Source organism: Erythrobacter sp. RANMB8, from assembly GCF_056848235.1.
In genome coordinates this window covers 51597-77365 of the sequence record NZ_JBREHG010000001.1, presented here as the reverse complement: position 1 = coordinate 77365, position 25769 = coordinate 51597, and the positions used below count along the sequence as shown (strand labels likewise).

At 66.7% G+C, this 25769-nt stretch carries 29 protein-coding genes and 1 tRNA gene; 23 read left to right on the top strand and 7 right to left on the bottom strand.

Annotation, left to right across the window (positions count from 1 at the left end; all coding sequences use genetic code 11):
* Positions 1 to 6 precede the first annotated feature (6 nt).
* The 20 genes from ACU0AG_RS00415 to ACU0AG_RS00320 all read left to right on the top strand — a co-directional run bounded on the left by ACU0AG_RS00415 (position 7) and on the right by ACU0AG_RS00320 (position 16669).
* Entirely contained in the window at positions 7 to 246 is a 240-nt protein-coding gene (locus ACU0AG_RS00415; RefSeq protein WP_482780278.1) for a hypothetical protein, read from the top strand.
* Positions 247 to 249: 3 nt separating this feature from the next.
* Positions 250 to 489, top strand: a complete 240-nt coding sequence (locus ACU0AG_RS00410) for a hypothetical protein (protein ID WP_482780277.1) — start codon at positions 250 to 252, stop codon at positions 487 to 489.
* The gene (locus ACU0AG_RS00405) at positions 489 to 1064 is read left to right on the top strand and encodes a hypothetical protein (protein ID WP_482780276.1); all 576 of its coding nucleotides are present in this window, start codon (positions 489 to 491) and stop codon (positions 1062 to 1064) included. The genes ACU0AG_RS00410 and ACU0AG_RS00405 overlap by 1 nt, the downstream gene beginning before the upstream one ends.
* On the top strand, positions 1061 to 1264 hold the full coding sequence (locus ACU0AG_RS00400; RefSeq protein WP_482780275.1) for a hypothetical protein: 204 nt from the start codon (positions 1061 to 1063) through the stop codon (positions 1262 to 1264). The genes ACU0AG_RS00405 and ACU0AG_RS00400 overlap by 4 nt, the downstream gene beginning before the upstream one ends.
* Positions 1261 to 1608 (top strand): hypothetical protein, encoded by a 348-nt coding sequence (locus ACU0AG_RS00395; RefSeq protein WP_482780274.1) that lies wholly within the window; start codon positions 1261 to 1263, stop codon positions 1606 to 1608. Before ACU0AG_RS00400 ends, ACU0AG_RS00395 begins: the two co-directional genes overlap by 4 nt.
* Before the next feature lie 166 nt (positions 1609 to 1774).
* Entirely contained in the window at positions 1775 to 2230 is a 456-nt protein-coding gene (locus ACU0AG_RS00390) for a hypothetical protein (protein ID WP_482780273.1), read from the top strand.
* Complete coding sequence (locus tag ACU0AG_RS00385) at positions 2223 to 2654, top strand: hypothetical protein (RefSeq protein ID WP_482780272.1); 432 nt, start codon at positions 2223 to 2225, stop codon at positions 2652 to 2654. The genes ACU0AG_RS00390 and ACU0AG_RS00385 overlap by 8 nt, the downstream gene beginning before the upstream one ends.
* A 6-nt stretch (positions 2655 to 2660) precedes the next feature.
* Positions 2661 to 3263, top strand: coding sequence for a hypothetical protein (locus tag ACU0AG_RS00380; RefSeq protein WP_482780271.1), 603 nt, complete (start codon positions 2661 to 2663; stop codon positions 3261 to 3263).
* An 11-nt stretch (positions 3264 to 3274) separates the two neighbouring features.
* Positions 3275 to 3781, top strand: coding sequence for a hypothetical protein (locus ACU0AG_RS00375; protein WP_482780270.1), 507 nt, complete (start codon positions 3275 to 3277; stop codon positions 3779 to 3781).
* A complete protein-coding gene (locus ACU0AG_RS00370) occupies positions 3778 to 4044 on the top strand; it encodes a hypothetical protein (RefSeq protein ID WP_482780269.1) in 267 nt (88 codons plus the stop codon). Before ACU0AG_RS00375 ends, ACU0AG_RS00370 begins: the two co-directional genes overlap by 4 nt.
* A complete protein-coding gene (locus tag ACU0AG_RS00365; RefSeq protein WP_482780268.1) occupies positions 4037 to 6262 on the top strand; it encodes a phage tail tape measure family protein in 2226 nt (741 codons plus the stop codon). Before ACU0AG_RS00370 ends, ACU0AG_RS00365 begins: the two co-directional genes overlap by 8 nt.
* Entirely contained in the window at positions 6259 to 6963 is a 705-nt protein-coding gene (locus ACU0AG_RS00360) for a hypothetical protein (RefSeq protein ID WP_482780267.1), read from the top strand. The genes ACU0AG_RS00365 and ACU0AG_RS00360 overlap by 4 nt, the downstream gene beginning before the upstream one ends.
* Positions 6960 to 7616: a hypothetical protein gene (locus ACU0AG_RS00355; RefSeq protein WP_482780266.1), complete on the top strand. Its 657-nt coding sequence runs from the start codon at positions 6960 to 6962 to the stop codon at positions 7614 to 7616. Before ACU0AG_RS00360 ends, ACU0AG_RS00355 begins: the two co-directional genes overlap by 4 nt.
* Positions 7613 to 8026 (top strand): DUF6950 family protein, encoded by a 414-nt coding sequence (locus ACU0AG_RS00350; protein WP_482780265.1) that lies wholly within the window; start codon positions 7613 to 7615, stop codon positions 8024 to 8026. The genes ACU0AG_RS00355 and ACU0AG_RS00350 overlap by 4 nt, the downstream gene beginning before the upstream one ends.
* Before the next feature lie 145 nt (positions 8027 to 8171).
* Entirely contained in the window at positions 8172 to 10289 is a 2118-nt protein-coding gene (locus ACU0AG_RS00345) for a phage tail protein (protein ID WP_482780264.1), read from the top strand.
* A gap of 698 nt (positions 10290 to 10987) precedes the next feature.
* A complete protein-coding gene (locus ACU0AG_RS00340; RefSeq protein ID WP_482780263.1) occupies positions 10988 to 13423 on the top strand; it encodes a hypothetical protein in 2436 nt (811 codons plus the stop codon).
* A 181-nt stretch (positions 13424 to 13604) separates the two neighbouring features.
* On the top strand, positions 13605 to 14162 hold the full coding sequence (locus tag ACU0AG_RS00335; RefSeq protein ID WP_482780262.1) for a host-nuclease inhibitor Gam family protein: 558 nt from the start codon (positions 13605 to 13607) through the stop codon (positions 14160 to 14162).
* A gap of 298 nt (positions 14163 to 14460) precedes the next feature.
* On the top strand, positions 14461 to 15243 hold the full coding sequence (locus ACU0AG_RS00330; protein ID WP_482780261.1) for a DNA adenine methylase: 783 nt from the start codon (positions 14461 to 14463) through the stop codon (positions 15241 to 15243).
* Positions 15244 to 15257: 14 nt separating this feature from the next.
* On the top strand, positions 15258 to 15482 hold the full coding sequence (locus tag ACU0AG_RS00325; protein ID WP_482780260.1) for a hypothetical protein: 225 nt from the start codon (positions 15258 to 15260) through the stop codon (positions 15480 to 15482).
* A 191-nt stretch (positions 15483 to 15673) separates the two neighbouring features.
* On the top strand, positions 15674 to 16669 hold the full coding sequence (locus tag ACU0AG_RS00320) for a MarR family transcriptional regulator (protein WP_482780259.1): 996 nt from the start codon (positions 15674 to 15676) through the stop codon (positions 16667 to 16669).
* Positions 16670 to 16671: 2 nt separating this feature from the next.
* On the opposite strand, the gene ACU0AG_RS00315 is transcribed toward ACU0AG_RS00320, so the two are convergent.
* The 4 genes from ACU0AG_RS00315 to argH are packed head-to-tail and all read right to left on the bottom strand — an operon-like array spanning position 16672 to position 20466.
* A complete protein-coding gene (locus ACU0AG_RS00315) occupies positions 16672 to 17562 on the bottom strand; it encodes a precorrin-2 dehydrogenase/sirohydrochlorin ferrochelatase family protein (RefSeq protein WP_482780258.1) in 891 nt (296 codons plus the stop codon).
* A gap of 7 nt (positions 17563 to 17569) precedes the next feature.
* On the bottom strand, positions 17570 to 18829 hold the full coding sequence (lysA, locus tag ACU0AG_RS00310) for a diaminopimelate decarboxylase (RefSeq protein ID WP_482780257.1): 1260 nt from the start codon (positions 18827 to 18829) through the stop codon (positions 17570 to 17572).
* A 12-nt stretch (positions 18830 to 18841) separates the two neighbouring features.
* Positions 18842 to 19093 carry a hypothetical protein gene (locus ACU0AG_RS00305; RefSeq protein ID WP_482780256.1) on the bottom strand — a complete coding sequence of 84 codons (252 nt, stop codon included), beginning with the start codon at positions 19091 to 19093 and terminating at the stop codon, positions 18842 to 18844.
* Positions 19090 to 20466: an argininosuccinate lyase gene (gene argH / locus ACU0AG_RS00300; RefSeq protein ID WP_482780777.1), complete on the bottom strand. Its 1377-nt coding sequence runs from the start codon at positions 20464 to 20466 to the stop codon at positions 19090 to 19092. The genes ACU0AG_RS00305 and argH overlap by 4 nt, the downstream gene beginning before the upstream one ends.
* Positions 20467 to 20497: 31 nt before the next feature.
* Between argH and ACU0AG_RS00295 the strand changes: the two genes are divergently transcribed.
* Positions 20498 to 21064, top strand: a complete 567-nt coding sequence (locus ACU0AG_RS00295) for a TlpA family protein disulfide reductase (RefSeq protein ID WP_482780255.1) — start codon at positions 20498 to 20500, stop codon at positions 21062 to 21064.
* Here ACU0AG_RS00295 and ACU0AG_RS00290 read toward each other — a convergent pair.
* Positions 21004 to 22278 (bottom strand): FAD-dependent oxidoreductase, encoded by a 1275-nt coding sequence (locus tag ACU0AG_RS00290; protein ID WP_482780254.1) that lies wholly within the window; start codon positions 22276 to 22278, stop codon positions 21004 to 21006. The two genes, ACU0AG_RS00295 and ACU0AG_RS00290, sit on opposite strands and share 61 nt — an antisense overlap.
* Positions 22279 to 22292: 14 nt before the next feature.
* Positions 22293 to 23045: an SDR family oxidoreductase gene (locus tag ACU0AG_RS00285; protein WP_482780253.1), complete on the bottom strand. Its 753-nt coding sequence runs from the start codon at positions 23043 to 23045 to the stop codon at positions 22293 to 22295.
* Positions 23046 to 23160: 115 nt separating this feature from the next.
* On the opposite strand from ACU0AG_RS00285, the gene ACU0AG_RS00280 reads away from it, so the two are divergent.
* Positions 23161 to 24609, top strand: a complete 1449-nt coding sequence (locus ACU0AG_RS00280; protein ID WP_482780252.1) for a M20/M25/M40 family metallo-hydrolase — start codon at positions 23161 to 23163, stop codon at positions 24607 to 24609.
* Positions 24610 to 24615: 6 nt separating this feature from the next.
* Here ACU0AG_RS00280 and ACU0AG_RS00275 read toward each other — a convergent pair.
* Positions 24616 to 24691, bottom strand: a tRNA-Val gene (locus tag ACU0AG_RS00275).
* An 86-nt stretch (positions 24692 to 24777) separates the two neighbouring features.
* On the opposite strand from ACU0AG_RS00275, the gene ACU0AG_RS00270 reads away from it, so the two are divergent.
* Positions 24778 to 25764, top strand: a complete 987-nt coding sequence (locus ACU0AG_RS00270) for an asparaginase (protein WP_482780251.1) — start codon at positions 24778 to 24780, stop codon at positions 25762 to 25764.
* Positions 25765 to 25769: the final 5 nt, after the last annotated feature.

Sequence of the window (25769 nt, the reverse complement as noted above, 5' to 3'; positions counted from 1 at the left end):
CGACCAATGTCCCAGAACATGATCGCAGCCGAAAAGCTGTTCCTCACCGCCGACAAGTCCAAACTGGTCCGCGAAGGCGATGGACGCGCCGCCTTCCTCTTCGCCGTCCCCGGCGACGAAATCCTCCCCGAGGCGGCCGAGCAGTTCGGCCTGGTCGATGGCAAGCTGCCCGAAAAGGGTGCTGCCAAGCCCAAGGCTGCGGCGGCGACCAAGCCCAAGGCTGCTGCCGAGACCAAGGACGCCTGATCGATGGCAACCCGCGTCCGCGTCATCACCGCCGAAGCGCCTGCGATCGTGCTGTCCTATCCCCGCGATGCCGATCCGGTGTTCGGGGCGGACTTCACCGAGGTCGCCCAGCTTCCCCCGCACTTCGAGCAGGAGTTCACGCTGGGCTCCGGCTGCGATCTGCTGGTCGCCGAAGGGCCGTTCAATGCGGCTTCGGCGGGTGATGGCGCGGTTGCAGTTGCCGCCGAGCAGGAAGCTGCCTGATGCCCAACTTCGCCCTTCTCGACCGGGTCCGCCTGCGGGTGCCCACCGATCTGCCCGACAGCGAGCTGCTGGCGATGATCGATGCGATCGCCGCCGAGCTCGATGCGCGCTTCGGCGCGGCGGGGCCGATCACTGTCGAGCTGGGCGATGCCACCGATCCGGCCTCGCGCCAGTGGACCAACCTGCGGCTGATCCGTCCGGCCGACACCACCCAGCCGATCACCATCACCGAAGCCGATCCCGGCAACACCGGCAACCCGACGCATGAAACCGTCCTCGATCCCGCCGATTACCGCGTGCTGCACGGCGGGCGAACCTTGCAGCGCCTGACCGGCGGACCGAACGCGCAGACCTTCTGGGCTCCGCTGGTGACGGTGACTTACACGCCGGTCGGGCTGACAGCGGCGCGGGACGAGGTGACGATCAAGCTGATCTGGCTCGATCTGTCCTATCGCGGCGCGCTGCGCAGCGAACGGGCGGGCGATTACCAGGTCACCCTGTCAGGCGACATGGCCGCCGATCGCGAGGCGATCCTGAGGACGCTGCAGGACCGCGGCGGGATGGTGATGGCATGAGCGCCTGGACCATCATCTATCTGGTGATCGCGGCGGGCGTGTTCGTGCTGATCTTCCGCGAAGGCTGTGACGAGCCGTTCGCGGTGCGGACCTTTGGCGCGTTTGTCGTCGGCGCGCTGTGGGCACCGCTGGTGATCCTGACCGTGCTGTTCATCGCCTCCGACTGGATCGGCGACAGGCTGAAGGCCTTGTGCAAATGATCGCGGGTCGCCTGATCCAACGCGCCCGCGTGGAGCGCAACACCGCCAGCGGAACCGACAGCTGGGGCGGACCGGTGGAGCCGGTCTTCACCGTGCTGCACAATGCGCTGCCCTGCTTCGTCTATTCGAACAGCAGCCGCGAGCTGGTGGACGGGGCCAAGACCGCGATGATCGAGGATCTGCGGATCATGATCGCACTGGGTGCCGATCTGGCCGAGGGCGACGAGATTGTTTCGGTTTCGGACCGCAGCGGCACCGTGATCATCCCCGGCCGCCTGAAGGTCGAAGGCCCGGTACAGTTCAAGCACAACCACCGCGAAGCCGCGCTGCAGAGGATCGGGTGATGGTGCGCTCGAAACTGCCCCCTCCGAAGCGCCCCCGTGAACTAGGGGCTTGGCTGCCCCCAAAGGACGAGCGCCCGATGGCCCGCCATCCTCGCGCTGATGCTGGTAATGCCAAGCTGTGGGTGCTGCTCATCTATCTTGCAGTCGTCACTTGGTGGGTGCTGTCATGAGCTCGCAGTCGCTCCGCTGGGAAGGTGATGCGCTGACAAAGCGGATGCGTGATGCGCAGAAGCTGGGCGTGAACGCCACGATGGCCGCCGCCGTGCAGCAGGCCAAGTCCAACCACAGCTGGAACAACCAGACCGGCGTGCTGGAAGGTTCGATCAAGATTGCCGAGTTCGCCCGCGAGGATGCGACCGGCGTTGCAGGCACCTGGGGCAGCACCGATGTCCGCTACGCGCTGATCCACGAGCTGGGCGGCGTGATCGTGCCGGTGCGCGCCAAGGCGCTGGCGATCCCGCAGGCCGATGGATCGGTCCGCTTCGTCAAGAGCGTCACCATCCCGGCGCGCCCCTATCTTCGCCCTGCTGCCGACGCAGTCTATCCGCAGCTGGCAGGCAATATCCGCAAGGCGTTCGAAGGCTCTTCAGGCGCACCTCAGGGGGGTGTTGGCGATGCCTGAGGCAGCTGATCTTGAAGGCGGGCTGGTGGCGTTCCTGAAGGCCGATACCGTCACCGCAGCGGCAACTGCCGGACGCATCTTTGCGGGCGAGCTTCACCCCGACGAGACCAAGTTCATGCCGCGCACCGCGCTGGTGCTGCGCGCCTCGGGCGGCGTTTCGCTGACCGGCGAGAGCAAGCTGGAGCACGATACCCAGCGGGTCGATGTCTTTGCCTTCGGGGCCACGCCCCGCGCCGCCACGGCGGTAATGCGCGCCGTTTCCATCGCCCTGCGCCGTCTGGAGCGCAGCGTCCACGGCGGTGTCCTGATCCACTGGGCCAACCCCGCCAGCGGTTCAATCGCCGGGCGCGAGCCGGTGACCGAATGGCCCCGCCAGTTCCAATCCTTCCAGGTCATGCACGGCCTGGTCGCCATCGAGGAGTAACCAACCATGTCCCCGTTCGAAATCATCGGTGCGCCGCTGACCCTCTGGATCGCTCCGGTCGGCACCGCGTTCCCCACCATCGCTGCCGCGCCCGGCGCAGGCTGGGTCAAGATCGGCACCAACGGCGATCGCAATTATGAAGCGGGCGGCGTCACCGTCACGCACGGCAAGACCTATGACAAGGTCCGCACCGCTGGCGCATCCGGCCCGGTCAAGGCGTTCCTTTCCGAAGAAGACCTGATGTTCGGCGTTACCCTGCTCGACATCACGCTGGAGCAATACCAGCTCGCGCTCAACGGCAATACGATCACCACCGTTGCGCCTGCCGCTGGCCAGCCCGGCACCAAGAAGATCGGCCTGTCCGAAAGCGTCGGCCGGACCAAGGAATACGCGCTGCTCGCCCGCGGGCTTTCGCCTTACAACGAGGCACTGGCGATGCAGTATTGCGTGTCGCGCTGCTACCAGTCTGGGGCGCCTGCGCCGGTGTTCCGCAAGGGCGGGACCGGTGCCGGTCTGGCGCTGCAGTTCGAGGCGTTGGAGAACCTTTCTGCCACCAGCGAGGAAGAACGCTTCGGCTACATCCTCGCCGCGCACCTCGCCGCGCTCTGATCGGGGGCGGCATGACGCAGGCAACCGGCAATCCCGGCGGGAAGGCGCTGCTCGATCTCGATACCCTCGTCGAGCGGCCCTTCATCACCATCGACGGCACGCGGGTCGATATCCTCAACCCCGAAGAGCTGAGCGTGATCGAAAGTCACCGCTTCGGCATCTGGGGGCGGCGGATCGAGGCGCTGACCGCAGAAACCGGCGAGGCGGCGGAGAAGGAGCTGGAAGAGCTTGTCTCCACCGTCGCCCGCAAGATCTGCGTCGGCGCTTCGGATGATCTGTTCGCCACGCTGCCCGGTTCCCAGCAATGGGCAATCGTGGACCTTTTTACCGGGCTCCTGCTGCGATCGAAGCTGAAGGTGGCAGGAGCGATGGCAGCAGCGACGGGCGAGCTTCCCGCATGGGCAGCGATGTTGACTGGGGCGATGTCATCCCCCGGCTCCAGCGGTTCTACGGCGGACGGCCGCAGGACTGGCTGGCGGCGATTCCTGCCGGGCTGGTCAGAGCCTTCGTCAAAATGATGCCGCGCCTGCAGGCACAAGAAACGCTGGCCGGGATCAACCGGGCGGCGATTGCCGCAGGCGCGGGCGATGCGATGGACCGCGAGCGGTTCTTCGCCGAGCTGGAGCGCAAGGCCGCAGGCGCGCCGCTGCCCCAGCCGGTCAAGGCCGATCCCGCCGATCTGGCGGCAATGGGCATCGCGGTGAGCGCGGCGGATGGCGAGGCTGTGACCATCCCCGATCTGGCGACTTGGCTGGGCAACAAGGAGCCGGATCATGGCTGAGCGGCTTGGCGAGGCGCTGCTTGAAATCCGCACTGTCGATGCCGGGTTCAACCAGGGTGTCGCGCAGGCCGAAGGGCGCGCCCAGAAGCTGGGCAGCACGCTGGACAAGACCAGCGGCAGTTCCGCGAGGCTGGCGAGCGAGATGGTCGCCACCGGACGCAGCGCGCAGACGATGGGGGCCGGGTTCGAGGCGGCGAGCCAGCGGGTGACCCAATCGGCCGGCCAGCAGCGCGCCGGGATGCAGCAGCTGAGCTTCCAGATCGGCGATATCGCCACGATGTATTCGCTAGGCGCTCGTCCGACGCAGATCTTCGCTAGCCAGATCGGGCAGGTGACCCAGGCCGTGCAGATGATGAGCGGCGGGACAAGCCGGGTGGCGGCCTTTCTCGGCGGGCCTTGGGGCATGGCGTTTACCGCTGCGACCATCGTGCTTGCCCCGTTTATCGGCTCACTCTTCGAGGCCGAAGATGCGCTGAAGGGTGTCGAGTTCGCGACCGACAAGCTGGGCGATGCACAAGGCATTCTTGGCGACGTGATCGACCGCACCACCGGTAAGATCAACACCCAGTCACAGGCCCTGCTGGCGCTTGCTCGTGCGAAGGCGATGGCCGGATTGGTGGAGTCGATGCGGGGGGAGGCTGAGGCACGCAACGAACTGCGTTCAATCAGTCAGGGCGGGCTCGGCGACCTGCGGGTCCAAGGAACGATGGGCGGTCTGCGTGTGGTGCGGGCCGATACGGGAATGGACCTTGTCGAGCGATATAGATCCGGCGAGTTGCCTGCGAGCGCCGTGCTTCAGCAGCTGCAACTGAGGATGGATAACGGGATGATTTCGCAAAGCGATGCTTTGCGGGCTGCGGATGCGATCAGCGGCTTGGAAGTCAACTCTGCCAACACGGCAATCTTCAGGGACACTATCGCTGCACTGAACGGCGATCAAGACGCCGCCCGCCGCGTTTTCGGAGCAGGGAACGATGGCACCAGCACGCGGGGCGTCGGATCGCAGCGGACCCCGCGTGCCCGTTCCGGCCCCGATCGGGCGGCGATCGATGCGCGGTTCGAGGCTGATCTGGTCGGCATCACCCAGCAGATCCTGCGCGCCCGGTTGCAGACCGCCACCACCGCCGAAGAGCGTGCCGAGCTGGCCGAGCGCGGGGTCGAATGGGACCGCCGCGATGCGCTGGCCCAGATCGAGCGGCGGGCAAAAGAAGAGAAGTGGAGTGATCTCCAGCGTGCTGAATTTGAGGCAGCCACCAACCGGCTCGCCGATGCCAAGCTGGAGGCAATCCGGTTCAACCAGCGGCTTGAACTTGCGCGGGACGCCGAGGCGCTGGCGGCCGAGCGTTTCCGGGGCGAGGAACAGGCACTGGTGATCGCAGGCCAGCTGGCCGACACCGAGGCCGAACGGCGCGACATCGCGCTGCGGCTTTACGATGCGCAGGTGCAGATGGAGCGGATCGCGCTGCAGACCGTGATCGACATGGCTGCGCGGGGCGAGATCGAGAAGCGAGAGGGCGATCTGGCGCGCCAGCGGCTTGCCAACCTCAACGCCAATGCGGGTGCGGGCCGCGCCGCTGTCGCCCGCCAGAACGAGACCCGCAGCGAACGCTTCCTGCGCGGGGTCAATGCCACGCCGGGCCAGATCAACGAGGCGTTGGAGGATATCGAGATCGACGCGCTCGATGCGCTGAATGACGGGCTGACGCGGGCGATCATGGGGGCCGAAAGCCTTGGCGATGTGTTCGACCGGGTGGCCGACCAGATCATTGCGGCACTGCTGCGGATCGCGATCCAGCAGGCGATCATCAAGCCGCTGGCCAACAGCCTCTTCGGCGGCGGTGGCGGGTTTCTTGGCAGTCTGTTCGGCGGGGGCAGCGGCAGCGGCAGCGCGGGCAAGTTCGAAAGCGCCTTCGCCGGGTTCTTTGCCACAGGCGGAACGATCCCGACCGGCAAGTTCGGCATCGTCGGCGAGGAAGGGCCGGAACTGGCCTTCGCCGGTTCGGGCGGGCTTGGCATCCTTTCCAATTCCGACAGCCGGGCGATGTTTGGCAGCGCGGGCGGCACCAGCGTCACCATCCCGATCAGCATTGATGCCACTGGCGCGGATGCTGCCGCGATTGCGCGGGTAAACGCCCAGATGGAGCGGCTGCGCGAGGAACTGCCCGGCACCATCGTCGCCACGGTGCGCGAAGCCAAAGACCGGAGGCTGCTGCCATGATCCTGACCCAGCCCGAAACCCCCAGCGGCATTGCCCGCGTCCGGTTCGATATCGAGCGGGTTGATTATGGCGCGCCCGAAGCCAGCGGGCGGCAGGGCGGCGTGCAGGCAGGCTGGCCGCTGTGGGCGGCGCGGTTCGAGATCGACCGGGCCGATCCCGACAGCGCGGATCTGTGGCAGGCGTTCTTTGACCGGCTGCGCGGGCGCATCCGGCGGTTCTACGCGATCGATCCCAAGCGGCGGTTCCCGAAGCTCTACCGCTTCGGCTTTGCCGGGCTCAACCGCACGGTCGGATCGGGCGGCGGCCCTTTCCCCGGCACGGCGACCAGCTGGAGCCAGGCGATCGACGCCAACGGCAATGCGCTGATGACGTTGAACGGCCTGCCTTCGGGCTTCCAGATCAGTGTCGGCGACATGATCGGCCTGCGCTGGGATGCGGCGGGATCGCCCGCTGGCACCTTCGACCGGCGCACCATCGCCCGCGCCGTGCTGCCTGCAACCGCAGGGGGCGGCGGACAGGCGCAGGTGATGATCGAACCGCCGATCAACCCTGCGGTGGTGCCATCCGGCGCGATCGCCCACTTCGATAATCCTGCCTGCGTGATGCAGCTGGTGCCCGAAGACAGCCAGCTGGGGCCGATCGGCAGCGGCGGCATTCTGGCGGGCGCGACGATCACCGCGATTCAGGATCTGCGCGCATGAAGACGCTCGCCCCTGCCGCGCTCGCTGCGCTTGAGGCCGGGACCGCGATTGTCAGCGGTGCGGTGGAAATCGCCTGCGATCCGCCAGTGCGGGTCTGGGGCGGCCATCATCCGCTGGTGCTGGACGGGCGGACCTTCGATCCGGTCGGCGATCGCGGGCTGGTGCAGGTGGCTGGCGGGGCGCTGGGCGATGCGGCGCAGAACATCACGCTGCGGCTTTCGGGCATCGATCCCGAAACCGCCGCGCTGCTGGATGCGGCCGAGGTTTCGGGCGCGCCTGCGACCCTGTGGCGGCTGATCTTCGACCAGACCGGCAACACCCTGCTGGATGGCGATATCTGGGCACGCGGGCGGCTCGACACGCTTGAACGGGACGAGGAGATCGGCGGCACGGCCACGATCACCGCGCAGCTGGAAACAGCGGCCAAGGGGCTGGGGCGGCGCGGGGCGCGGATGCGCAGCGATGGCGACCAGCGCCTGATCGACCCGGCTGATGGCTTCTTCAAGAACGTCTCATACGCTGGTGAGAAGACGCTTTACTGGGGCGGGCGGCGTCCGGCGCGGGCCGGATCGGCGCTGCCCGGCGTGGGCGGCGGCTTTGGCAGCGGCGTGTTCGGCAATGGCAGCGGCTTCCCGCAGGTGAACGAGCAATGAGCCGCGATTTCACCGCCCTTGTTGCCGTGATCGAGGCGCGCTCGGCCCGCCGCTTTGGCTGGCGGCATGGGCGCTGCTGCGTGAGCTTTGCCGCCGCCTGCGTGAAGGCGCAAACGGGCGAGGATATTCTGGCAGGTGTTCCGCGCTGGAAGACCAGGCGCGAGGCGCTGTTAGAGGCTGATATCCGGGGCGGGCTGGAAGCGGCGCTCGATATCAGGCTTGACCGCATCCCGCCTGCAATGGCGCAGCGTGGCGATATCGCGGGGCTGCCTGACCGGCTGTTCGGCATCCGTCTGATGGTGGTGGAAGGCGATACGCTGGTCGGCCCCGGCCTGAAGGGGCTGGAGCGCCTGCCTCGCAGTGCGATGATGATCGCCTGGTCGGCGGTGAAGGGACCTGCCGATGAGTAGGGTCCTCCGCGCAGTCTCCATTGCTGCCACGATCGGGGCGGCGGTTGTAGCCACCGGAGGGCTTGCATTTTTCGGAACTACGGCGGGTATTACGTTTCTCGGAATAAGCGCCAAGACATTCGCCATAATCGCAGGTGCGGCCAGTGTGGGGGCTTCGCTGCTCGGTGGGCGCGGTGGACGCGGTGGTTCTGGCCGCGCTGCCGCAGCTGCGCAGCTCCAGCTGGGCGAGCAGCCGCGGCAGGCGGTGTTCGGGCGGGCGGCGGTGGCCGGATCGCTGGTCGATGCCTTCAACTACGGCGGCAAATACGGCACCGATTGGGAGGTGCTGGTGATCGCGCTGGCGGATCACCGGTCCGATGCGCTGGAAGGCTTCTTCGTCGATGACACCTATGTCGCCTTTGCGGGGGACGGGAATGTCGCGGGCTTCAACAACCAGCTGCAGGTGTTCTTCCGCAATGGCACCTGGGACCAGAGCGTTCCTTCGATCCTGACCACCAACGGGCCGGGCTGGACCGCGAATGATCGCGGGCGCGGGGTCACCTATGTCGTGGCGGCTTACAAGGCCGATGCCTCGGATGCGAAAAACCCGGTCTGGCCGAGCGGTCGCCCGCGGTTCCGCTGGGTGCTGCGCGGCCTGCGCTGTTACCAGCCGAGGAAGGACAGCACGGTTGGCGGAAGCGGCGCGCATCGCTGGAACAATCCGGCCACCTGGGAGTGGACCGAAAACCCGATCGACATCCGCCATAACTGGCAGCGCGGGATCTACGCCGGAGACCGGATTGCCGAGCCGGGGATGCTGCTGATCGGGCGTGGCCTGTCCGACATCGAAGCGCCGCCCGCCAACGTCTTTCCCCGCGCCAACCTGTGCGACGAGGTGGTCGGCGGGCAGGCGCGTTACCGGATCGGCGGTGTTGTCGCCGCGACCGAGCCGTTCATTGATGTCGAGAGTGATTTCGCCGCGGCGGTCGCAGGAACGATCAGCCAGCCGCAGGGCGCGGTCGAGGTTGATCCCGGTCAGGCCAAGGCTCCTGTCGCCCACTTCACGGATGGCGATCTGCTGGTCGGCAGCAAGGTGATCTGGAACGAGGGCATCCTTGGCCAACAGGACGATGGCTGGGTCAACACCGTCGCTGCCCGCTTTGTCGATCCCGCCCAGCGCTGGAACATCCGCGGCGCACCGGTGCGGCGCGAGCTGGCCGATGTGGTGTCCGATGGCGGGCCGAGGGAAGCACAGCCGCAGCTCGATCTGGTCACCAATGCCCCGCAGGCCCAGCGCATCGCCGAGGTGATCCGCCGTTTCGGCCGCCTTTGGGGCCGGGCACAGGTGGTGCTGCCACCGCGCTTTGCCTTCATCGAGGAAGGCGACTGGGTGACCTGGCAGAGCGACCGGCGCTTCGGAGGAGCGACCCTGACCTTCCGCGTGGAAGCCTGGGGATCGGACCGTGCCTGGCACCACCAGCTGACCCTGCGCCAGATTTCGGCCAGCGTCTTTTCCGACACCGCACCGCTGGATGACGGGTCGATCGCGATAGACCAAGATCCTCCTCCAGCGATCGCCGCGCCTGATGTTAGCGCCTGGAGCGCAGCTGCTGGAGCTTCTGGTCTGCTGGTCATCACGGGTGCGGTTGATGACCCTTCGGCTCAGTTGGTGCTTTTCGAATATGTGCAAAGCGCGACGGCTCCGGATGTTGCCACTGTTTGGACCGAGGCGGGGGCGAGCCGCCCCGACGTCACCAGACGGGAAATCGCAGTTGGCCAAAATGCTCGGTTCTATGCGGCTGTTTCATACGTTGTTGACGGGGTGACTGGTGACCGCCGGGTGCTCGGCCCGGTCGATACCAGCGGGGCGGTCAGCGGAGGTGGGGGCGGTGCCAGAACCGGCCGTGCCCAGAACAATGCAGGCACCGCTGACAACGATGACTGGCAGGTGATCCTAAGCCTTACCTTGAATGATTGTCCGGCCGGCCGCGTTACCTTCGGGGCAGGTATCGGGTTGTCGTCCATCAGCTTGGTCTCCGGAACCGGGACGGCTGATTTTGAGGCACGACTGCGCGTCGATGGCACGACTTTGACCAGCCTGCCGTCGCAGAACCTGGTGACGGGCGGTGCGATCAGCCCGGGCGACTTCAGTGATCTGTTCGCTGGTAGCCACAGCATCACTGCAGGCAACCGCAGTTTCACCATCGAGCTTCGCCGAACCTCCGGAGCAGGAACGATCACGGAAACCCTGACGGTGCTTGAGGCTGCCGTCCTCGCCACTTGATTACATCGGAGAGACCTGTGAACCAACACGCCGAGATTATTGCCGCACCTTTCGCCATCTGGATCGCGCCGGTTGGCACCGCCTATCCTTCTGTGGCTGAAGCGCCGGGCGAAGGATGGGTGCTGCTGGGGACCAATGGCACCAGGAGCACCTCTTATTCAGGTGTCGAGGCTGTTCACAGCAAGACAGTTACGAGCCCGCCGCCTCCCGCCGGTGAGACTGCCTCGACGGTTTCGATGGTCGAAGCTGAAGAGATGAGGATCAGGCTGGAGCTGATCGACCTAACGCTCGAACAGTATTCCTACATTTTGCGGTCAAACGATGTGCTGACAGTTCCATCTTCACCCGGAGTTCCGGGCGTGAAGGTTCTCGGACTTTCGGTGGGTGCGGGCGTATTGCCGGAGTTTTCTGTGCTTGCCAGGGGGCCGTCCCCTTATGCTGACAACATGCCTTCGCAATATGAGCTGCCAAGGTGCTGTGAGGTTGGTTCACCGACAATTGTCTTCAGGAAGGGCACGCCAGCTGCACTGGCTGTGGAATTCAAGGTGTTGCCGAACCCGTCTGCGACTAGCGAGGCAGAGAGGTTCGGGCGCCTGTCGGCGCAGTTCGCGAATGCTCTTCCGCCTGTGTTCATCGAGCTGCCTGTCGTAAGCGGCTCAGCCGCTGTTGGCTCAACCCTTTCAGCGACCGAAGGAAGCGTGATCGGAGGCGACGTGACCGCTGGCCAGTGGCTGCGCGACGGCGTGCCGATCGAGGATGCAACCGGATCAACCTATCTGCCCGGCCTCGACGATCTTGGGGCCATGCTGATTTATCGTTCGTTCGCCAGCGGCCTTGGCGGCACCATCTTTACGGACAGCGAGCCGGTTGGCCCCGTAGCTGAAGCGCTCTGGGTCACCGCCGCCCGGATCGACGAAGCAGGCTGGTGGATCGAGCTGGACATTATCGAGACCCGCACTGGCGGTTCCTTCAATCTCGCGGCGATTACGGTCACCAGCCACGATCTGGGATTCTCGCTGACCACCGCACCGATCGTGCGCCAGCGCAGCATCCGCGTTACCGATGTCATCCGCAAGCCGCACCCGAATTCGGCGGAGGACGATGTCACCACCGCTGGCGGCGTTTCGACCTATCGCCTCGCGCTGGCCAAGCAGATGTTCGCCAAGGCCAAGGCGGGCGCGGGCAATTCGGGCGTCGATCCGACCGTGACGCTGGCCGCTGGCTGGTATGTCGATGAAGGCACCAGCGCCCCGCCGCAGATCAACTTCCCGGTTACCAACCAGTCGATCGAGCCCTATCCACAGGACGTTTTCCGCAACGCCCTGCCTCCGTTCCGCCTGCTGGGCGCGACGGCGATCATGGAAATCACAGGCAGCAGCGTCGATCCGCAGGACGGGCGCACGATCGCCGCGGCGCGCTGCGATCTGACCGGGGTCACCAGCGGCATCACCGTTTCGCAGACCGTGACGGCGATGATCGCATCGGACTATTTTCCGCAGCACACGGTCGCATCGCCGGTGTTCCGTGCCGCGCTCGACACCACGCCCCTGACGCAGGGCGAACAGGCGATCGAGCGCTGGCGGACCTATCCGTTCATCGGCGACACGCCCTTCGACACGCAGGGTCGCACGCTGATTTCCGGCCAGTTTGCCGATCACGAGCACACGATCAATCACGCGGGCACCTTTGCCAAGGTGTTCGCTGTGGTCGATCCGGTCACGGGCAATGACGGCACCGGCGTCGCTTCGACGGTCAGCGAGGCAGCGGCGGCGGTCAACCCGTTTGCAACCGATGCGGGTGCCTGGGCGGCGGCGCGTGCGCTCAACCTGTCGGCGCATGGCCGCAACACCCAGAGCGGCATCGAAATCTGCTTCAGCGACACGACCCACACGCTCAGCCTTCTGAAGGCGGCGGCAGATGATGCCGAGGCGGGCGGGACCTGGTGCATTTATCGGCCCGTGACAGGCGCGAACAACTGCATCATCGCCCGTGACACCGGCAGCAACCTGCGCACCGTCCCACGGCGCACCTGCCTGCGCGGGTTCGCGGGCCTCGATCTGGTCGGATCGACCACTGGCGTTCCGATCTTCCTTGACGGCGGTGAAACCAACACTGGCACTTACGGGCAGGCGATCTGGATCGACAATTCGCCCTTCATCGACAGTCAGGGGACGAACAGCACGGTCAGCGCGCTCTATCGCTGCGGCTTCGTTTATCTGACCGATGCCGATCAGCCCGCGCTGGGGGCCAACACCCTGCATTATACCAATGTGCGCAACGAGATCATGCTTATCCGTGACATGGATTTCGCCAGCCTGCGCGGCACGCTGAACCCTTGGGCATATATCGGCGTCAGCATGAACCGGCCTGCCAACGCTGGTTCGATCGTGGAGACCCCGACGACGAACACCAATCGCATTCTGCCTAACACCGGGCAGGTGTTCGCCGGGTTCCGTCTGAGCGGCAGCGTGACCACCGGCGCGCTGATCCGGCTTGGCAATGTGGCCAACGCCAGCGGGATCGCGATGCTGAACGTGCTCATCGAAAGCTTCGGCACGACCCAGCCCGCGCTGTTCGTTTCGGGCGATGGCAGCAATTTCCGGTTTGACCGGTTCTTTGCGGACTATGTCACCGTTGTCGGCGAGCGCACCAATTTCGGTTACGAAGACACCTTCGTAATGACCGACGATGGCGACCCGCGCCAGCAGCTCAAGCGCCTGATGATGTTCCGCCGTTCGGTGCTGCGCGAGGCAAACACCAAGATCGATGTTTTTGCGCCTGCCAACGGTGCGCGGCTGCACGCGTGGAATGTGGCTTGGCGGGTTGGCTGGGATTTCGTGCGCTTTCTCGAAGCGGCAAGCGATGGCAGCACCGCGCCGGGCATCAATGCCTGGACCGGCGAGGCGTGGCCCTCGACTATCGCCTACCTCGGCCCCGACGCTCGCAGCGCCTTTGTCGATTACCGCGCCAACCACCGCGCCCCTGCGGTCACCGGCACGGGCGGCGGGAATTACATGCCCGCTGCCGGGTCACCGCTGCTGGGTGTCATCCCTGCTGGCAGCGAGGCCTGCCCCGTGGACCTGTTCGGCAACGCCCGCAACGGTGCGATCGGCGCGATCGAGCGGGTGGTCTGATGTCACCACTGCTGATCATCGCGGCATTGCAGGCAGGGTCGCGCCCGCGTGCAATCGTCGGCTGCGTAAGGGCAGCGGTGGCTGAACAGCCTGCGCGCCCACCTGATCAATTTCCCGACTAGACCCATGCCATCCTTGGTAGCTGATTTTTCGATGTTTTCAAAGCCTGAGGGAGACCCCGATGCCCCGTCGCAAGCAAGAAGCCGCCCCTGCGCCCGCCAGCGCCACCGAAGCCACCCAGATGATCGGCCAATATGTCGCGATCGAGCGCGACAAGGCGCTGACCCGGCTCGCAGCCGAGGAGGGGATCGACCGGATCAAGGCCCAGCGCGATGAATATCTGCGAGAGCTGGAGGCGCAGGCCGCGCCGCTGTTCGCCGGGCTGAAGGCGTGGTGGGAAGCGGGCGGGAAGGACGAGCTCGCCAAGGGCAAGCGATCGGCCGAGGTCGCGGGCGCGAAGATCGGCATCAGGCTGACCCCGCCTGCCGTCAAGCCGAAGCGCGGGGTGAAGCTGGGCGATGTGGTCGCCTGGCTCGGCTCCTTGCGCTGGGCGCGGGCCAAGGATTTCCTGCGCACCAAGGTGGAGCTGGACCGGCAGGCGGTGATCAAGGCGGTGCAGGCCGACGCCGAGATCGCCGAGAAGTTCGCCGCCTATCTGACGGTCGAGCAGGCCGACGAGTTCTTCATCGACACCGGCCTCGACGAGGACGAGCTGAAGAAGGAACTGGCCGCCGCCTAAACGGGGGTGGCCGGGGCGTTCCAGCGCCCCGAACCGCGAGAGGGTCGATTCTCGCACCTGGGGCCGTCATGACCGGCCCTTCCGGCTCCCCCGGCCGCAAGCGGCGGAGCCTGCCTAAGGTGCGACAGATGAAAGAAGAGTATAGATGCGGTTCTTGCCGCGCCCTGCTGTTTCGGGCAGATCAGGGCGCACTGCAGGCGAGATCGAGGTCAAGTGCCGCCGCTGCCGCCAGATCAATTCATGGAGGCCACAGAGCCCTTCTCGGACCGCCCTGAGCGACCCTTGAGGAGACCAGTCCATGTCACTGCAACCTGTTCGTCCTGTCCAGCCGATCGCGCCCTGGCTGGGCGGCAAACGCTCCCTCTCGCGCCGCATCGGTGAACGCATCGCCGCTATCCCGCACACCCGCTATGTCGAGCCGTTCGTTGGCATGGGCGGGGTGTTCTTCCGCCGCCCGGCGCGGCCGAAGCTGGAGGTGATCAACGATGTGAATCGTGATGTGGTGACGCTGTTCCGGATCCTGCAGCGGCACTACCAGCAGCTGCTCGATGTGTTGAAGTTCCAGCTCTACAGCCGGGCTGATTTCGACCGGCTGCGCGCCACGCCAGCCGACCAGCTGACCGATCTCGAACGGGCGGCACGGTTCCTCTACATCCAGAAGGCCAGCTTCGGCGGGATGGGGCGCACCTTCGGGATCGATTACGCCCGCCCGCGCTGGAGCCTGAGCAGGCTGGAGCCGATGCTAGAGGCGGTGCACGAGCGGCTTGGTGATGTGCTGATCGAATGCCTCGACTTCGGCACCTGCATCGAGCGCTATGACAGCAGGCCGGGGACGCTGTTCTACTGCGATCCGCCCTACTGGGGGCACGAGGATGACTACGGGAAGGACATCTTCTCAAGGGCCGATTTCGAGCGTCTCAGAGGCGTCTTAGGAGGGCTTCAGGGGCGCTTCATCCTGTCATTGAACGACCGGCCCGAAGTGCGAGAGATGTTCGCCGGGTTCGAGATCGAGGAGGTTTCCCTCAATTATCGTGCTGGCGGCGGCGTGACTCCGGCAAGGGAGCTGATAATCTCGGGGTGAAACAGGAGGTCGATATGGCAGCACAGTTCAAGCAACTGATCCGTGAGATCGAGATAGCGACGGGCGAAGGTAACACCGCCCATGTAGTGACCGCAGCAGGGACCATCGTGCTCACCAGCGCCTTCGTCCATGAGATCGATGAGGATCTGCTGACCGGCACGACTGGCGATGGGGTTGCGGTTCTGATCCACGGGTCGGCGATCTTGGCTGCCTACACCGATGTAGAGCCGCGCAGCTAAGTCAGGCGCAGCGGGCTACTTGGAGGCTGGGGCGCTCAGGCGAGTGCTCCAGTTTCTCTTGTCAAAGACTCCAGAAGCTCGTGTCCCGCTACAGGGGAGGCGGGGCGGATGGTCTGCACCCAATACGCAGATTTACTTGACCTGATCCGGTTTTGTTCCATAATCGTTCCAACCTTGTTGGAGTCGATTCGATGCTGACCAACGCCGCTTCCGTCGCCGATTTTTCCTATGACATCCCGCAGGATGGCGCCGGCCTGCCCGCGCGGGTGGCGATTTTCCGGGCGGATGCGGGCTTGCGCGGGCAGGTTTCCGATGACCTGGGCGGGGCGGGGTTCCGCACGATCGACGGCGGCACACTGGCCGCGCTGCTCGAAGGGCCGATCGCGCTGCTGGGCGATGTGGTGGTGGTCGATTGTCCGGTGACCGGCAGTCGCGGGCTGGATGGCATGATGCTGGCGGGGCTGGCGCGGCTCGATATGCGGGTGGCGCGCTCGGGGGCGAAGCTGATCGTCGCGACCAATCTTGCGGGGCTGGACGATGTGTTCGCGGTGCTTGACCAGTCGAACCCGCAGATCCTCGTCTCGCCCAGCCGTGCCGAACGGGTGATCGCGGTGGGCCGCGTGATGGGCGAAGCGGGGGCGGCGCGCCTCAGGGAAATGGGCGAGGAAGATCGCCTTGCGCTGTTGCGCCTTTCGCAACAGGTGGAAGCGATTGCCCACTCGCTCGACCGGATGACAAAGGCCCGCAGCGCCGAGGGCGCGGCGCTGGGAGAATTGAAGCGCGAATTCCGCGGGCCCGAGGCAGTGGGCGGGTTCGGCCACACCAGGGCACAACCGGTGCTGCCCGATCCGCGCATCGTGCGCCAGATCATCGCCAACCGCCAGGCGCGCAGCCGCTTCTTCGATCCCGAACTGTTCGGCGATCCGGCGTGGGACATGCTGCTCGATCTTGCGGCAGCCCACGGCGAAGGGGCGCAGGTTTCGGTATCATCGCTGTGCATCGCGGCAGGCGTTCCGGCGACCACCGCGCTGCGCTGGCTTTCGCAAATGGTGGAAAGCGGGATCTTCATCCGCGTTCCCGATCCGGCAGACCGGCGCCGCGCATTCATCGCCCTGAGCGAGACGGCGGTTGCAGCAATGGCGGGTTACTTCGCCAGCCTGCGCACCCCGCTGGAACTGGCGGCCTGAATTCAGGCCTCTGACAGGGGCCGCCAGCGCAGGATGAGGGTCAATCCGGCAGGCGGTTCCGCCTGCTCCTCATTCGGTGCAGGGTTGGCGGGGCCAGCCCCCTCCTTGCCCTCGCCAGACCCCTGCTTGACCCCGTCCAGACCCTCTGACCGTGCACCCCATGGCAGCCGTGCCGCATCGGCTCTGGCGCGGGCCAGAATGGATTGCGGCACTGCCCCATCAAGCAGCAGCCTGTCAGCCTCGCCCAGCAGGCGCGCTTGCCGCAAGGTCAGATCCTCGGGATCGGCGCTGGTCAGGGTGATATCGAATACCGCGCCGGATCGCGCCGTCTGCGAACCTGCAAGCCACGCCTCAACCTGCTGAAATGCTTCGGGATCAAGCGGATCAAGCGGTCCGCCCTCGCGCAGTGCCGCATCCACCGCCCGCCGCCGCTCCGCCCCGTCGGGGAACCGCTGGCGCAGGGCAGGGCGCGCTGCCTCCAGCGCCCGCGCCAGGAGGCCGAGCGTCGCGGGCAGCACCCGCTCCAGCCGCAAGCGCACATGCTTGGCAAGCCCGGCCGATGCCCCACCGGTGCCGATCGCGATCAGCAACGGATCGCGGTCAAGGATCGAAGGTGTTGTAAAATCGCACAATTCGGGCCGGTCAACGACGTTGACGAGCATCCCCGCACAGCGCGCATTGATCGCCGCAACCTCGCAGGCCTTTGCATCGTCATAGGCGATGAAGGCCAGCCGCACGCCTTCGTCGATGGCGCGGGCGAGATCGTCCACCACCACGCCCCCGGCACGCTCCACCAGACGCCGCTTGGGCTCCGCCGCTGGCCCGTCCCCCAGCACAAGCACATCCTGCCCGGCAATCTGGTGGAACAGCGGGAGGCTGGCGATGGTGCTCATCAGCCCCTCAGGCGAGCCATTCCGGCACCCGCTCGGCATCCATGATCGCGCCCGCCTCGATCCGGTCGGCGACCACGGCGAAGCGGTCGCCATCGACCAGCACTTCGGCGACAAACCCGCGCGAATTGTAGGACGAGGCCATGGTCGCACCGTAAGCGCCGGCGGTGCGGAACACCGCGAGATCACCCGCCTCCAACGCGTCGCACTCGCGGCCCATGGCGAAGGTATCGCCGGTCTCGCAGATCGGGCCGACGATGTTGGCGGTCATCTGTCCGCCCTTGGGTTCGACCGCCTCGAAGTGGTGGTAGGCGCCGTAAAGCGCCGGGCGCGCCAGATCGTTCATCGCCGCATCGACGATCACGAAAGGATCGTTGATCCCGCGCTTCACCCGCACCACGCGGGTCAGCAGCACCCCGGCATTGCCCGCGATCACGCGGCCGGGCTCGAAGATCAGCTTCACGCCCCAGTCCTTCGTCACGCGGGCCACCATCGCGCCATATTCGGCAGGGGCAGGCAGCACCTCGCCCACGCGGTAGGGCACGCCCAGCCCGCCGCCGAGATCGACATGGGTGATCATGTGCCCCGCACCGCGCAGCGCCGCCACCAGCGCGCCGAGCTTCTTGAAGGCGGCCTCCAGCGGCGCAAGGTCTGCCAACTGGCTGCCGATATGCACGGCCACACCGCGCAAGGTTATGCCCGGCAGGCCCGCCAGCTTGCCGAAGATCTGCCCCGCCTCGCTGATCGGCACGCCGAACTTGTTATCGGCCTTGCCGGTCGAGATCTTGTCATGCGTTCCGGCATCGACATCGGGGTTGATGCGCAAGGTGCACTGCGCGGTCAGGCCCATGCCCGCGGCGATTTCCGCCAGCTCGATGCCTTCTTCCTCGCTCTCGATATTGAATTGCCCGATCCCCGCTTCGAGCGCGGCGACCATCTCGGCGGCGGTCTTGCCCACGCCCGAGAACACGATCATCTCCGGCGCGATCCCTGCCGCCAGCGCGCGGCGCATCTCGCCCACAGAGACCACGTCAGCCCCCATGCCCTGGCCTTGCAGCACCTTGAGCACGGCAAGGTTGGGGTTCGATTTCACCGCAAAGGCGATCAGCTTGTCCGGTACATCGGCCAATGCCTCGCGGAACACGCGGGCGTGGCGTTCCAGCGTGGCGCGGGAATAGACATAGACGGGGGTGCCGACCGCTTCGGCGATCACCGGCAGGGGCACATCCTCGGCGTGCATCACGCCGTTTCTGAGAGCAAAATGGTCCATCAGGGTCGCTTCTTATTCGGGGGGCAGATCGAAGGGATCATCCTGCCGTTCTTCCGAGCGGCGGCGCAGTTCGACGCTGCGTTCAGGGGCGGCAAGGGCATCGCGGCGCAGCAATTCGTTGGCCGTGGGCTGGGTCTGCGCGCCATAGGGGGCGGTCGGCAGGCTGGCGCCCTTGGGTGGGGTCAGCGGTGCATCTGTGCCGCATCCGGCGACGAGGGCGGCGAGCAGGGCGGCAAGCCCGATAGCAATCGCGTTGCGCATCATTCCTCCATCCCCAGCGTCCGGCGTGCGCGGGCAACCTGCAAACGGACCTGATCGGGCGCGGTTCCGCCATAAGAGGCCCGCGCCGCGACCGAGGCATCGACCGACAGCGCGGCAAACACACTATCATCGATCCGCGCATCGATCGCCTGAAGATCGGCGAGCGACAGCTGGTCGAGCGCGATGCCGCGGCTTTCGGCGAGTTTCACTGCGCTGCCGGTGATATGGTGCGCCTCGCGGAACGGGATACCGCGGGCGCGCACCAGCCAGTCGGCAAGGTCGGTCGCGGTGGCATAGCCCAGTTCGGCGGCGGCGCGCATCCGGGCGGTGTTGAAACTCGCGCCCGCGATCATGCCCGTCATCGCCGCGATGCCGAGGCCCATGAGCGAAGCGGCTTCGAACACCGGCGGCTTGTCGTCCTGCATGTCCTTGGAATAGGCGAGCGGCAGGCCTTTCATGGTAATCATCAGGCTGGTGAGGCTGCCGATCACGCGCCCGCTATGGCCGCGCACCAGTTCGGCCGCATCGGGGTTCTTCTTCTGCGGCATGATCGAGGAGCCGGTCGAGAGGCTGTCGGGCAGGCGGATGAAGCCGAAGGGCTGGCTGGCCCACAGGATCAGTTCTTCTGCAAGGCGCGAAAGGTGCAGCGCGGTGGCGCAGCAGCACCACAGGAAATCGAGCGCGAAGTCGCGGTCGGACACGGCATCCAGCGAATTGGCCGTCGGCCGGTCGAAGCCGAGCGCGGCTGCTGTCGCGTCACGGTCGATGGGAAAGCCGGTCCCCGCCAACGCCGCCGAGCCGAGCGGGCATTCGTTCATCCGCGCCCGTGCGTCGGCAATCCGGGCGCGGTCGCGCCGGAACATCTCGTAATAGGCCATCAGGTGGTGGCCGAGGGTGACCGGCTGCGCGGTTTGCAGGTGGGTGAAGCCGGGCATGATGCTGTCGGCGTGCTCGCCCGCACGGGTGACGAGGGCGCGTTGCAGGGCGGCCAGCCCTTCGTCCATCTGGCCAAAGGCATCGCGCACCCACAGGCGGAAATCGGTCGCCACCTGATCATTGCGGCTGCGTGCGGTGTGGAGGCGTCCGGCGACCGGCCCGACCAGCTCGGCGAGCCGCGCCTCGGTGGTCATGTGGATGTCTTCGAGATCCCAGTTTTCGGGCACGCCGCTGGCTTCGTATTCGGCAGCCACCGCATCGAGGCCGCCCGCGATCACCAGAGCATCGTCAGCAGCGATGATCCCCTGCGCGCCGAGCATGGCGACATGGGCCTTGCTGGCCGCGATGTCCTGCCGCCACAGCGCCTTGTCGAACGGGATCGAGGCGTTGATTTCGCGCATGATCGCGCTAGGGCCGTCGGCGAAGCGCCCGCCCCACATCGCGTTGGTCGCCTGATCCCCGGAGCCTGCCATGTCCCGTTCACCGCTCATTCTGTTTGCACCGCTCCTGCTGCTGGCGGGATGCGATAGGGCCGCCGAAGCGCCAGCGCAACCGGCGCAAGCGGGCGAAAGTGCGAAGGCGGCGGCAGGCGTGGTCGAACGCAAGTTTGCCGGAACGCCGTTGCCTGCGATGCAGTTCCGCGACCCGGCTGGCACAGTGCTCGATCTCGAAACCCTTGATGGCCCGGTGCTGATCAACCTGTGGGCGACCTGGTGTGCGCCTTGCGTGGTCGAAATGCCGCAGCTTGATCGCCTTGCCGCAGAGCTTGATGGCGAGGTGCGGGTGATCACTATCAGCCAGGACCTGCGCGGAGCCGAGCTGGTGGAACCGTTCTTTGCACAGAAGGGCTTTGCGCGGCTGGAGCCGTGGCTCGATCCCGATGCCCAGCTTTCGGCCCAGTTCACCCCGGAAGGCGTGCTGCCGCTGACGATCCTGTTCGATGCACAGGGCAGGGAAGTGCTGCGGGTGGCGGGCGGTTATGAATGGGACACGCCAGAGGCCGCCGCACTGGTCAGAGACGCGCTCAAGGCCTCGTAATCGGGCGGGGCCAGACCCAGCGGGGCGAGGGGGAAACCGAACAGCCCGCTCATCAATTGCGCCTGAATCCCTGCGGCAGGCCAGCGGCGTGACAGCGGGGCGAGCACACGGTCGCGCACCGCAGGCAAGACCCGCGATTCCGACTGGTAGAGCGGGGTGAACAGCTTGGTCACCCATTGATACAGCCACACATGATCGCGTCGCCAGCTGGCCGCGAGGCGCAGCTTTTCCTCCAGCGTGCGCCCCTCGGCCAGACCGCGGGCGAGGCTCCATGCGTCCAGCAGCGCCATGTTGGCGCCTTGCCCAAGCTGCGGGCTGGCCGAATGCCATGCATCGCCGATGGCGATCATCCGTGTCGCCACAGGGCGGGGCAGGGTGCGGTGGGCATAGCGGGCGAAGGTCAGCTGTTCGCGGTCGGTGATCCGTGCCAGCAGCCCTTCGAGCGCGGGCCACAGGCGCAGCACTTCGGCCTTCCATTCGTCCAGCGGGGTGTCGGCCCAGCCGGGATAATCATCCGCCTTCAGCGACCAGAAAAAGGCGACTTCGGGCGCGGCCATGCCGGGCCGCGTGCCGATCGGCAACACGCCTGCCATCTGCGCGGCGCGGCGGTAGCGCTGTTCGAGCAGATTGCCCGCAAAGGGATCGCCGGGCCGCAAGGGCAGGCTCGCCCACAGCGCGCCGAAGGGGAGGATGCCCTTGGGTGCGGGATCGAACTGCGTGCGCCACCCGCTGGCATCGACCACCAGATCGAAGGGCGTGCTTGCGTCGGCTTGCGCAAAGGTCAGGCGGCGGCCTGCGCTATCCACGGTGCTGCCGGTTACGGCATGGCCTGCATGGATGGTGACGCCCTCCTGCGCCTCAGCGGCTTCCAGCAGCACATCGAACAGGCTGGCGCGGTGGATGCCGATGCCGTGCGCCCCCGCCAGCCCCAGCGCGGCATAGGGCGCATCGAGCACCACGCGGCCATGTTCCTCGATCCCCTCAAGCGCATCGATCCGCGCCCCGCGCCGCATGATCTCCCCGGCAAGGCCCAGTGCGGCGAGCACGGCAAGACCGCTCGGCTGGATTATCAGCCCCGATCCGACCGGGCCAGGGGCGGCGAACTGGTCGAAGATCGCAACCTCGTGCCCCTGCCGTGCCAACAGCAGCGCGGCTGCCAGCCCCGCCGGGCCGCAGCCGATGATGCCGATCGAAAGCGGCCGATGGCCTGTCATCGCGTGCCCTTGGCTCACAGCGTCGCGGTCTGCCCGCCATCGACCCTGATCGCGCAGCCGGTGATGAAGGCGGCGCGCGGGGAGGCGAGGAAGGCGGCAAGGTCGCCGAATTCCTCCGGCCTGCCGAGGCGGCCCGCCGGGATCGCCGCGACCGAGCGGGCGCGCAGCTGTTCGGCGCTCATCCCGCTGCCTTGGGCCATGGCGGCGTGGAGGCTGTTCAGCCGGTCGGTCTCGATCTGGCCGGGCAGCAGCAGGTTCACCGTCACGCCATCGGCGGCGACCTCTGCGGCGAGTGTCTTGCACCACGACGCCAGCATCGCCCGCACCGCGTTGGACAGCACCAGACCGGGGATCGGGGTGACAAGGCTGGTCGAGGCAATGGCAAGGATCCGCCCGAAGCCGCGGGCACGCATGTCGGGCAGAAACGCTTGTGCCAGGGCAAGCTGGGCGTTGAACATCCGGTCCATCACGCTGCCGAACTGGCCGGGCGTGGTGCTGGCCGCCGCGCCGGTGGGCGGGCCGCCGCTGTTGAGCACGAGGATATCGACCGGCCTGCCCACGGCGCGCACCCCATCGATGATCGCTTGCGGCGCGGCCGGATCGTCGAGATCGGCGGCGATGTGGGCAAGGCCCCGCGGCCCTTCGGCAGAACGGGCAACCGTGATCACTCCCGCGCCTTCCGCGCCGAGGCTTTCGGCAATGGCGCGGCCCAGACCCTTGCTCGCCCCCAGCACCAGCGCGGTTTTGCCGCCGAGTTGCAGATCCATCCCCTGTTCTCCCTTACGCTTGGGCAGATTTGTGCCAGAATGCCCGCTATGGCAGGCCCCGCGTGCCTGATTACATGCGGGCAAGGAACGGTAACAGCAACAAGGCGGGGCGGAAATGATGTCACGATATTCGGTGCGCGGCAGGCGGATGCTGACGGGCGTAGCCATGGCGCTGGCGGCGGCGATGCTGGCTCCGGCTGCCAGCGCAAGTGCGGCAGAGCGGGCGCCGCAAACCGCCGACCAGCAGCTCGCGCTGGATATCTACCGCGATATCATCGCCATCCGCACTGCGCGCGGTCAGGCGAAGACGCCCGAAATGGTCGCCTATCTCGCCAGCCGGTTGAAGCAGGCGGGCTTTGCCGATGCCGACATCATGGTGAGCGATTACAACAGCGAAGGCGAGCCGGTGCAGGGCCTGATCGTGCGCTTTGCCGCCGCCTCGCCTGACGGGCGCAAGCCGATCGTGCTGCTCGGCCATATGGATGTGGTCGATGCACTGGCGGAAGACTGGGTGCTGCCGCCCTTCACCCTGACCGAAAAGGACGGGTACTTCTTCGGGCGCGGCACGACCGACAACAAGTACGGCATCATGAACCTCGTCCAGACCTTCATCCGCCTGAAGCGGGAAGGCTGGAGCCCGCGCCGCGACCTTTATCTGGTGTTTTCGGGCGACGAGGAGACCGGCATGATCTCCACCCGCGCGCAGGCAGACTATGTCGCGAAGGCGATCGATCCGGCCTATGTGCTCAATTCCGATGCGGGCGGGATCACGCTGGCGCCGGATAACACCCCGCTGGCGATGGCGGTGCAGGCTGCGGAAAAGACCTTCGCGACCTTTGAACTGACAGTGACCAACCCCGGCGGCCATTCCTCGCGCCCGCGGGCCGACAATGCGATCTACGAATTGTCGGACGCCTTGCAGAAGATTGCCGCCTATCGCTTTCCCGTGCGGGCGACGCCGCTGACGCGCTCGTTCCTCGGCGCGCTCGGCCAGATCACGCCGGGCGAGGAAGGCGCGGCCATGCGCGCCTTTGCCGCCGATCCGTCAGACGCGGCGGCGATTGCGGTGCTGCGTGCCAATCCCGAAACCGTGGGCACGCTCGGCACCACCTGCGTTGCCACCATGCTGAAGGCGGGCCATGCCGAAAATGCCCTGCCGCAATCGGCCACGGCAACCGTCAATTGCCGCATCTTCCCCGGCGAAGGGGCAGCCGCGACCGAGGCTGCGCTGAAGCAGGCGATCGGCAATGATGCCGTGCAGTTCCGGCTGATGACCGATGTCACCGAAAGCCCCGAATCCGCTGTGCCGGCGGAGGTCATGGCCGCGCTGCGCAAGACCATCGACGCGCGCTATCCCGGCCTGCCGATCCAGCCTTACATGGAATCGGGCGGCACCGATGGGATGCACTACCGCGCACGCGGCTATGCCACGGTGGCGATTTCGGGCGCGGCCAGCCGGCCGGAGGACATGTATGCCCACGGCCTCAACGAACGCCTGTCGGTCGAGGCGTTCTACGCCGGGCTCGATCACTGGTACCGGCTGCTGCGCGAGTTGGGGGGATGATGGCCGTGGTGGGCGGTAACGGGCTCGAACCGCTGACCCTCTCGGTGTAAACGAGATGCTCTACCAACTGAGCTAACCGCCCCACGGCATCGCGGCTCTCTAGCGTCTTGCCGCGCAAATGCAATTGCCCTGTGGCGCTGGTGGCCGAGGGTGGGTAGGGCAGCGGGCATGACGACACCGCGTATCCTTGTTCTTGGCACCGGCGGCACGATTGCGGGCGCTGCTGCGAGTGCGACCGGGGCAGCCTATCAGCCCGGCGGGCTGGCGCTTGACCGGTTGCTGGGCCAGCTCGATGCGCTGGGGCTGGCAGCGCAGCTGGTGCCGGAGGAGGTCGCCCGCATCGGATCGCAGGATATCGGCTGGCCGCAATGGCAGGCACTCCATGCGGCCTGCACCCGCGCTCTGGCCGATCCGGCGATCAACGGCGTGATCATCACCCACGGCACCGACACGGCGGAGGAGACGGGCTTCCTGCTCGACCTTACCCTCGCCCCCGCCAAGCCGGTGGTGCTGGTCGGCGCGATGCGGCCGGCCGATGCCGTGGGCGCGGACGGGATGCGCAATTTCGCCAATGCGGTGAAGGTCGCCTGCGATCCGGCAGCGGCGGGCCGGGGCGTGATGCTGGTGATGGGCGATGCGGTGCTGGCGGTGCGCGATGCCCGCAAGGCCGCGACCGCGCAGATCGACGCCTTCAAGAGCTTTCCCCGCGGGCCGCTCGCCCGTGTCACGCCTGCCAGCCTCGACTGGTTCGGCCCGCCGCACCGGGCGGGCGAGGTCGCGCGCTACCCATGGCCTGCCAGCCTGCCCCGCGTCGCGATCCTGACGGCTGGCGCAGGGATGGACGATCAGCCGGTCGAAGCGCTGCTCGGCATCGGCTGCAAGGGCATCGTGCTGGCCGGCATGGGGCAGGGCAATGCGCCGCAGGTGGTGCTGGAAGCGCTCGCCCGCGCCGCTGCCAGTGGTGTGCCGGTGGTGCGATCGACCCGCGTCGATGAAGGGCTGGTTGATCGCAATGTCGAGGTGGACGACGACGCCCACGGCTTCATCGCCGCCCGCGCGCTCGGCCCGGCCAAGGCGAGGATGCTGCTGATGGTGCTGATCGCGAACGGGATAACCGATGCGGCCAGCGTGCAGGCGGCGTTCGACGCAAGGTGACAGGG

Bases quoted from the DNA above. Each gene is read 5' to 3' on its own strand.
- ACU0AG_RS00415 (WP_482780278.1), top strand. From the start codon at position 7: ATGTCCCAGAACATGATCGCAGCCGAAAAGCTGTTCCTCACCGCCGAC.
- ACU0AG_RS00410 (WP_482780277.1), top strand. From the start codon at position 250: ATGGCAACCCGCGTCCGCGTCATCACCGCCGAAGCGCCTGCGATCGTG.
- ACU0AG_RS00405 (WP_482780276.1), top strand. From the start codon at position 489: ATGCCCAACTTCGCCCTTCTCGACCGGGTCCGCCTGCGGGTGCCCACC.
- ACU0AG_RS00400 (WP_482780275.1), top strand. From the start codon at position 1,061: ATGAGCGCCTGGACCATCATCTATCTGGTGATCGCGGCGGGCGTGTTC.
- ACU0AG_RS00395 (WP_482780274.1), top strand. From the start codon at position 1,261: ATGATCGCGGGTCGCCTGATCCAACGCGCCCGCGTGGAGCGCAACACC.
- ACU0AG_RS00390 (WP_482780273.1), top strand. From the start codon at position 1,775: ATGAGCTCGCAGTCGCTCCGCTGGGAAGGTGATGCGCTGACAAAGCGG.
- ACU0AG_RS00385 (WP_482780272.1), top strand. From the start codon at position 2,223: ATGCCTGAGGCAGCTGATCTTGAAGGCGGGCTGGTGGCGTTCCTGAAG.
- ACU0AG_RS00380 (WP_482780271.1), top strand. From the start codon at position 2,661: ATGTCCCCGTTCGAAATCATCGGTGCGCCGCTGACCCTCTGGATCGCT.
- ACU0AG_RS00375 (WP_482780270.1), top strand. From the start codon at position 3,275: ATGACGCAGGCAACCGGCAATCCCGGCGGGAAGGCGCTGCTCGATCTC.
- ACU0AG_RS00370 (WP_482780269.1), top strand. From the start codon at position 3,778: ATGATGCCGCGCCTGCAGGCACAAGAAACGCTGGCCGGGATCAACCGG.
- ACU0AG_RS00365 (WP_482780268.1), top strand. From the start codon at position 4,037: ATGGCTGAGCGGCTTGGCGAGGCGCTGCTTGAAATCCGCACTGTCGAT.
- ACU0AG_RS00360 (WP_482780267.1), top strand. From the start codon at position 6,259: ATGATCCTGACCCAGCCCGAAACCCCCAGCGGCATTGCCCGCGTCCGG.
- ACU0AG_RS00355 (WP_482780266.1), top strand. From the start codon at position 6,960: ATGAAGACGCTCGCCCCTGCCGCGCTCGCTGCGCTTGAGGCCGGGACC.
- ACU0AG_RS00350 (WP_482780265.1), top strand. From the start codon at position 7,613: ATGAGCCGCGATTTCACCGCCCTTGTTGCCGTGATCGAGGCGCGCTCG.
- ACU0AG_RS00335 (WP_482780262.1), top strand. From the start codon at position 13,605: ATGCCCCGTCGCAAGCAAGAAGCCGCCCCTGCGCCCGCCAGCGCCACC.
- ACU0AG_RS00330 (WP_482780261.1), top strand. From the start codon at position 14,461: ATGTCACTGCAACCTGTTCGTCCTGTCCAGCCGATCGCGCCCTGGCTG.
- ACU0AG_RS00325 (WP_482780260.1), top strand. From the start codon at position 15,258: ATGGCAGCACAGTTCAAGCAACTGATCCGTGAGATCGAGATAGCGACG.
- ACU0AG_RS00320 (WP_482780259.1), top strand. From the start codon at position 15,674: ATGCTGACCAACGCCGCTTCCGTCGCCGATTTTTCCTATGACATCCCG.
- ACU0AG_RS00315 (WP_482780258.1), bottom strand. From the start codon at position 17,562: ATGAGCACCATCGCCAGCCTCCCGCTGTTCCACCAGATTGCCGGGCAG.
- lysA (WP_482780257.1), bottom strand. From the start codon at position 18,829: ATGGACCATTTTGCTCTCAGAAACGGCGTGATGCACGCCGAGGATGTG.
- ACU0AG_RS00305 (WP_482780256.1), bottom strand. From the start codon at position 19,093: ATGATGCGCAACGCGATTGCTATCGGGCTTGCCGCCCTGCTCGCCGCC.
- argH (WP_482780777.1), bottom strand. From the start codon at position 20,466: ATGTGGGGCGGGCGCTTCGCCGACGGCCCTAGCGCGATCATGCGCGAA.
- ACU0AG_RS00295 (WP_482780255.1), top strand. From the start codon at position 20,498: ATGTCCCGTTCACCGCTCATTCTGTTTGCACCGCTCCTGCTGCTGGCG.
- ACU0AG_RS00290 (WP_482780254.1), bottom strand. From the start codon at position 22,278: ATGACAGGCCATCGGCCGCTTTCGATCGGCATCATCGGCTGCGGCCCG.
- ACU0AG_RS00285 (WP_482780253.1), bottom strand. From the start codon at position 23,045: ATGGATCTGCAACTCGGCGGCAAAACCGCGCTGGTGCTGGGGGCGAGC.
- ACU0AG_RS00280 (WP_482780252.1), top strand. From the start codon at position 23,161: ATGATGTCACGATATTCGGTGCGCGGCAGGCGGATGCTGACGGGCGTA.
- ACU0AG_RS00270 (WP_482780251.1), top strand. From the start codon at position 24,778: ATGACGACACCGCGTATCCTTGTTCTTGGCACCGGCGGCACGATTGCG.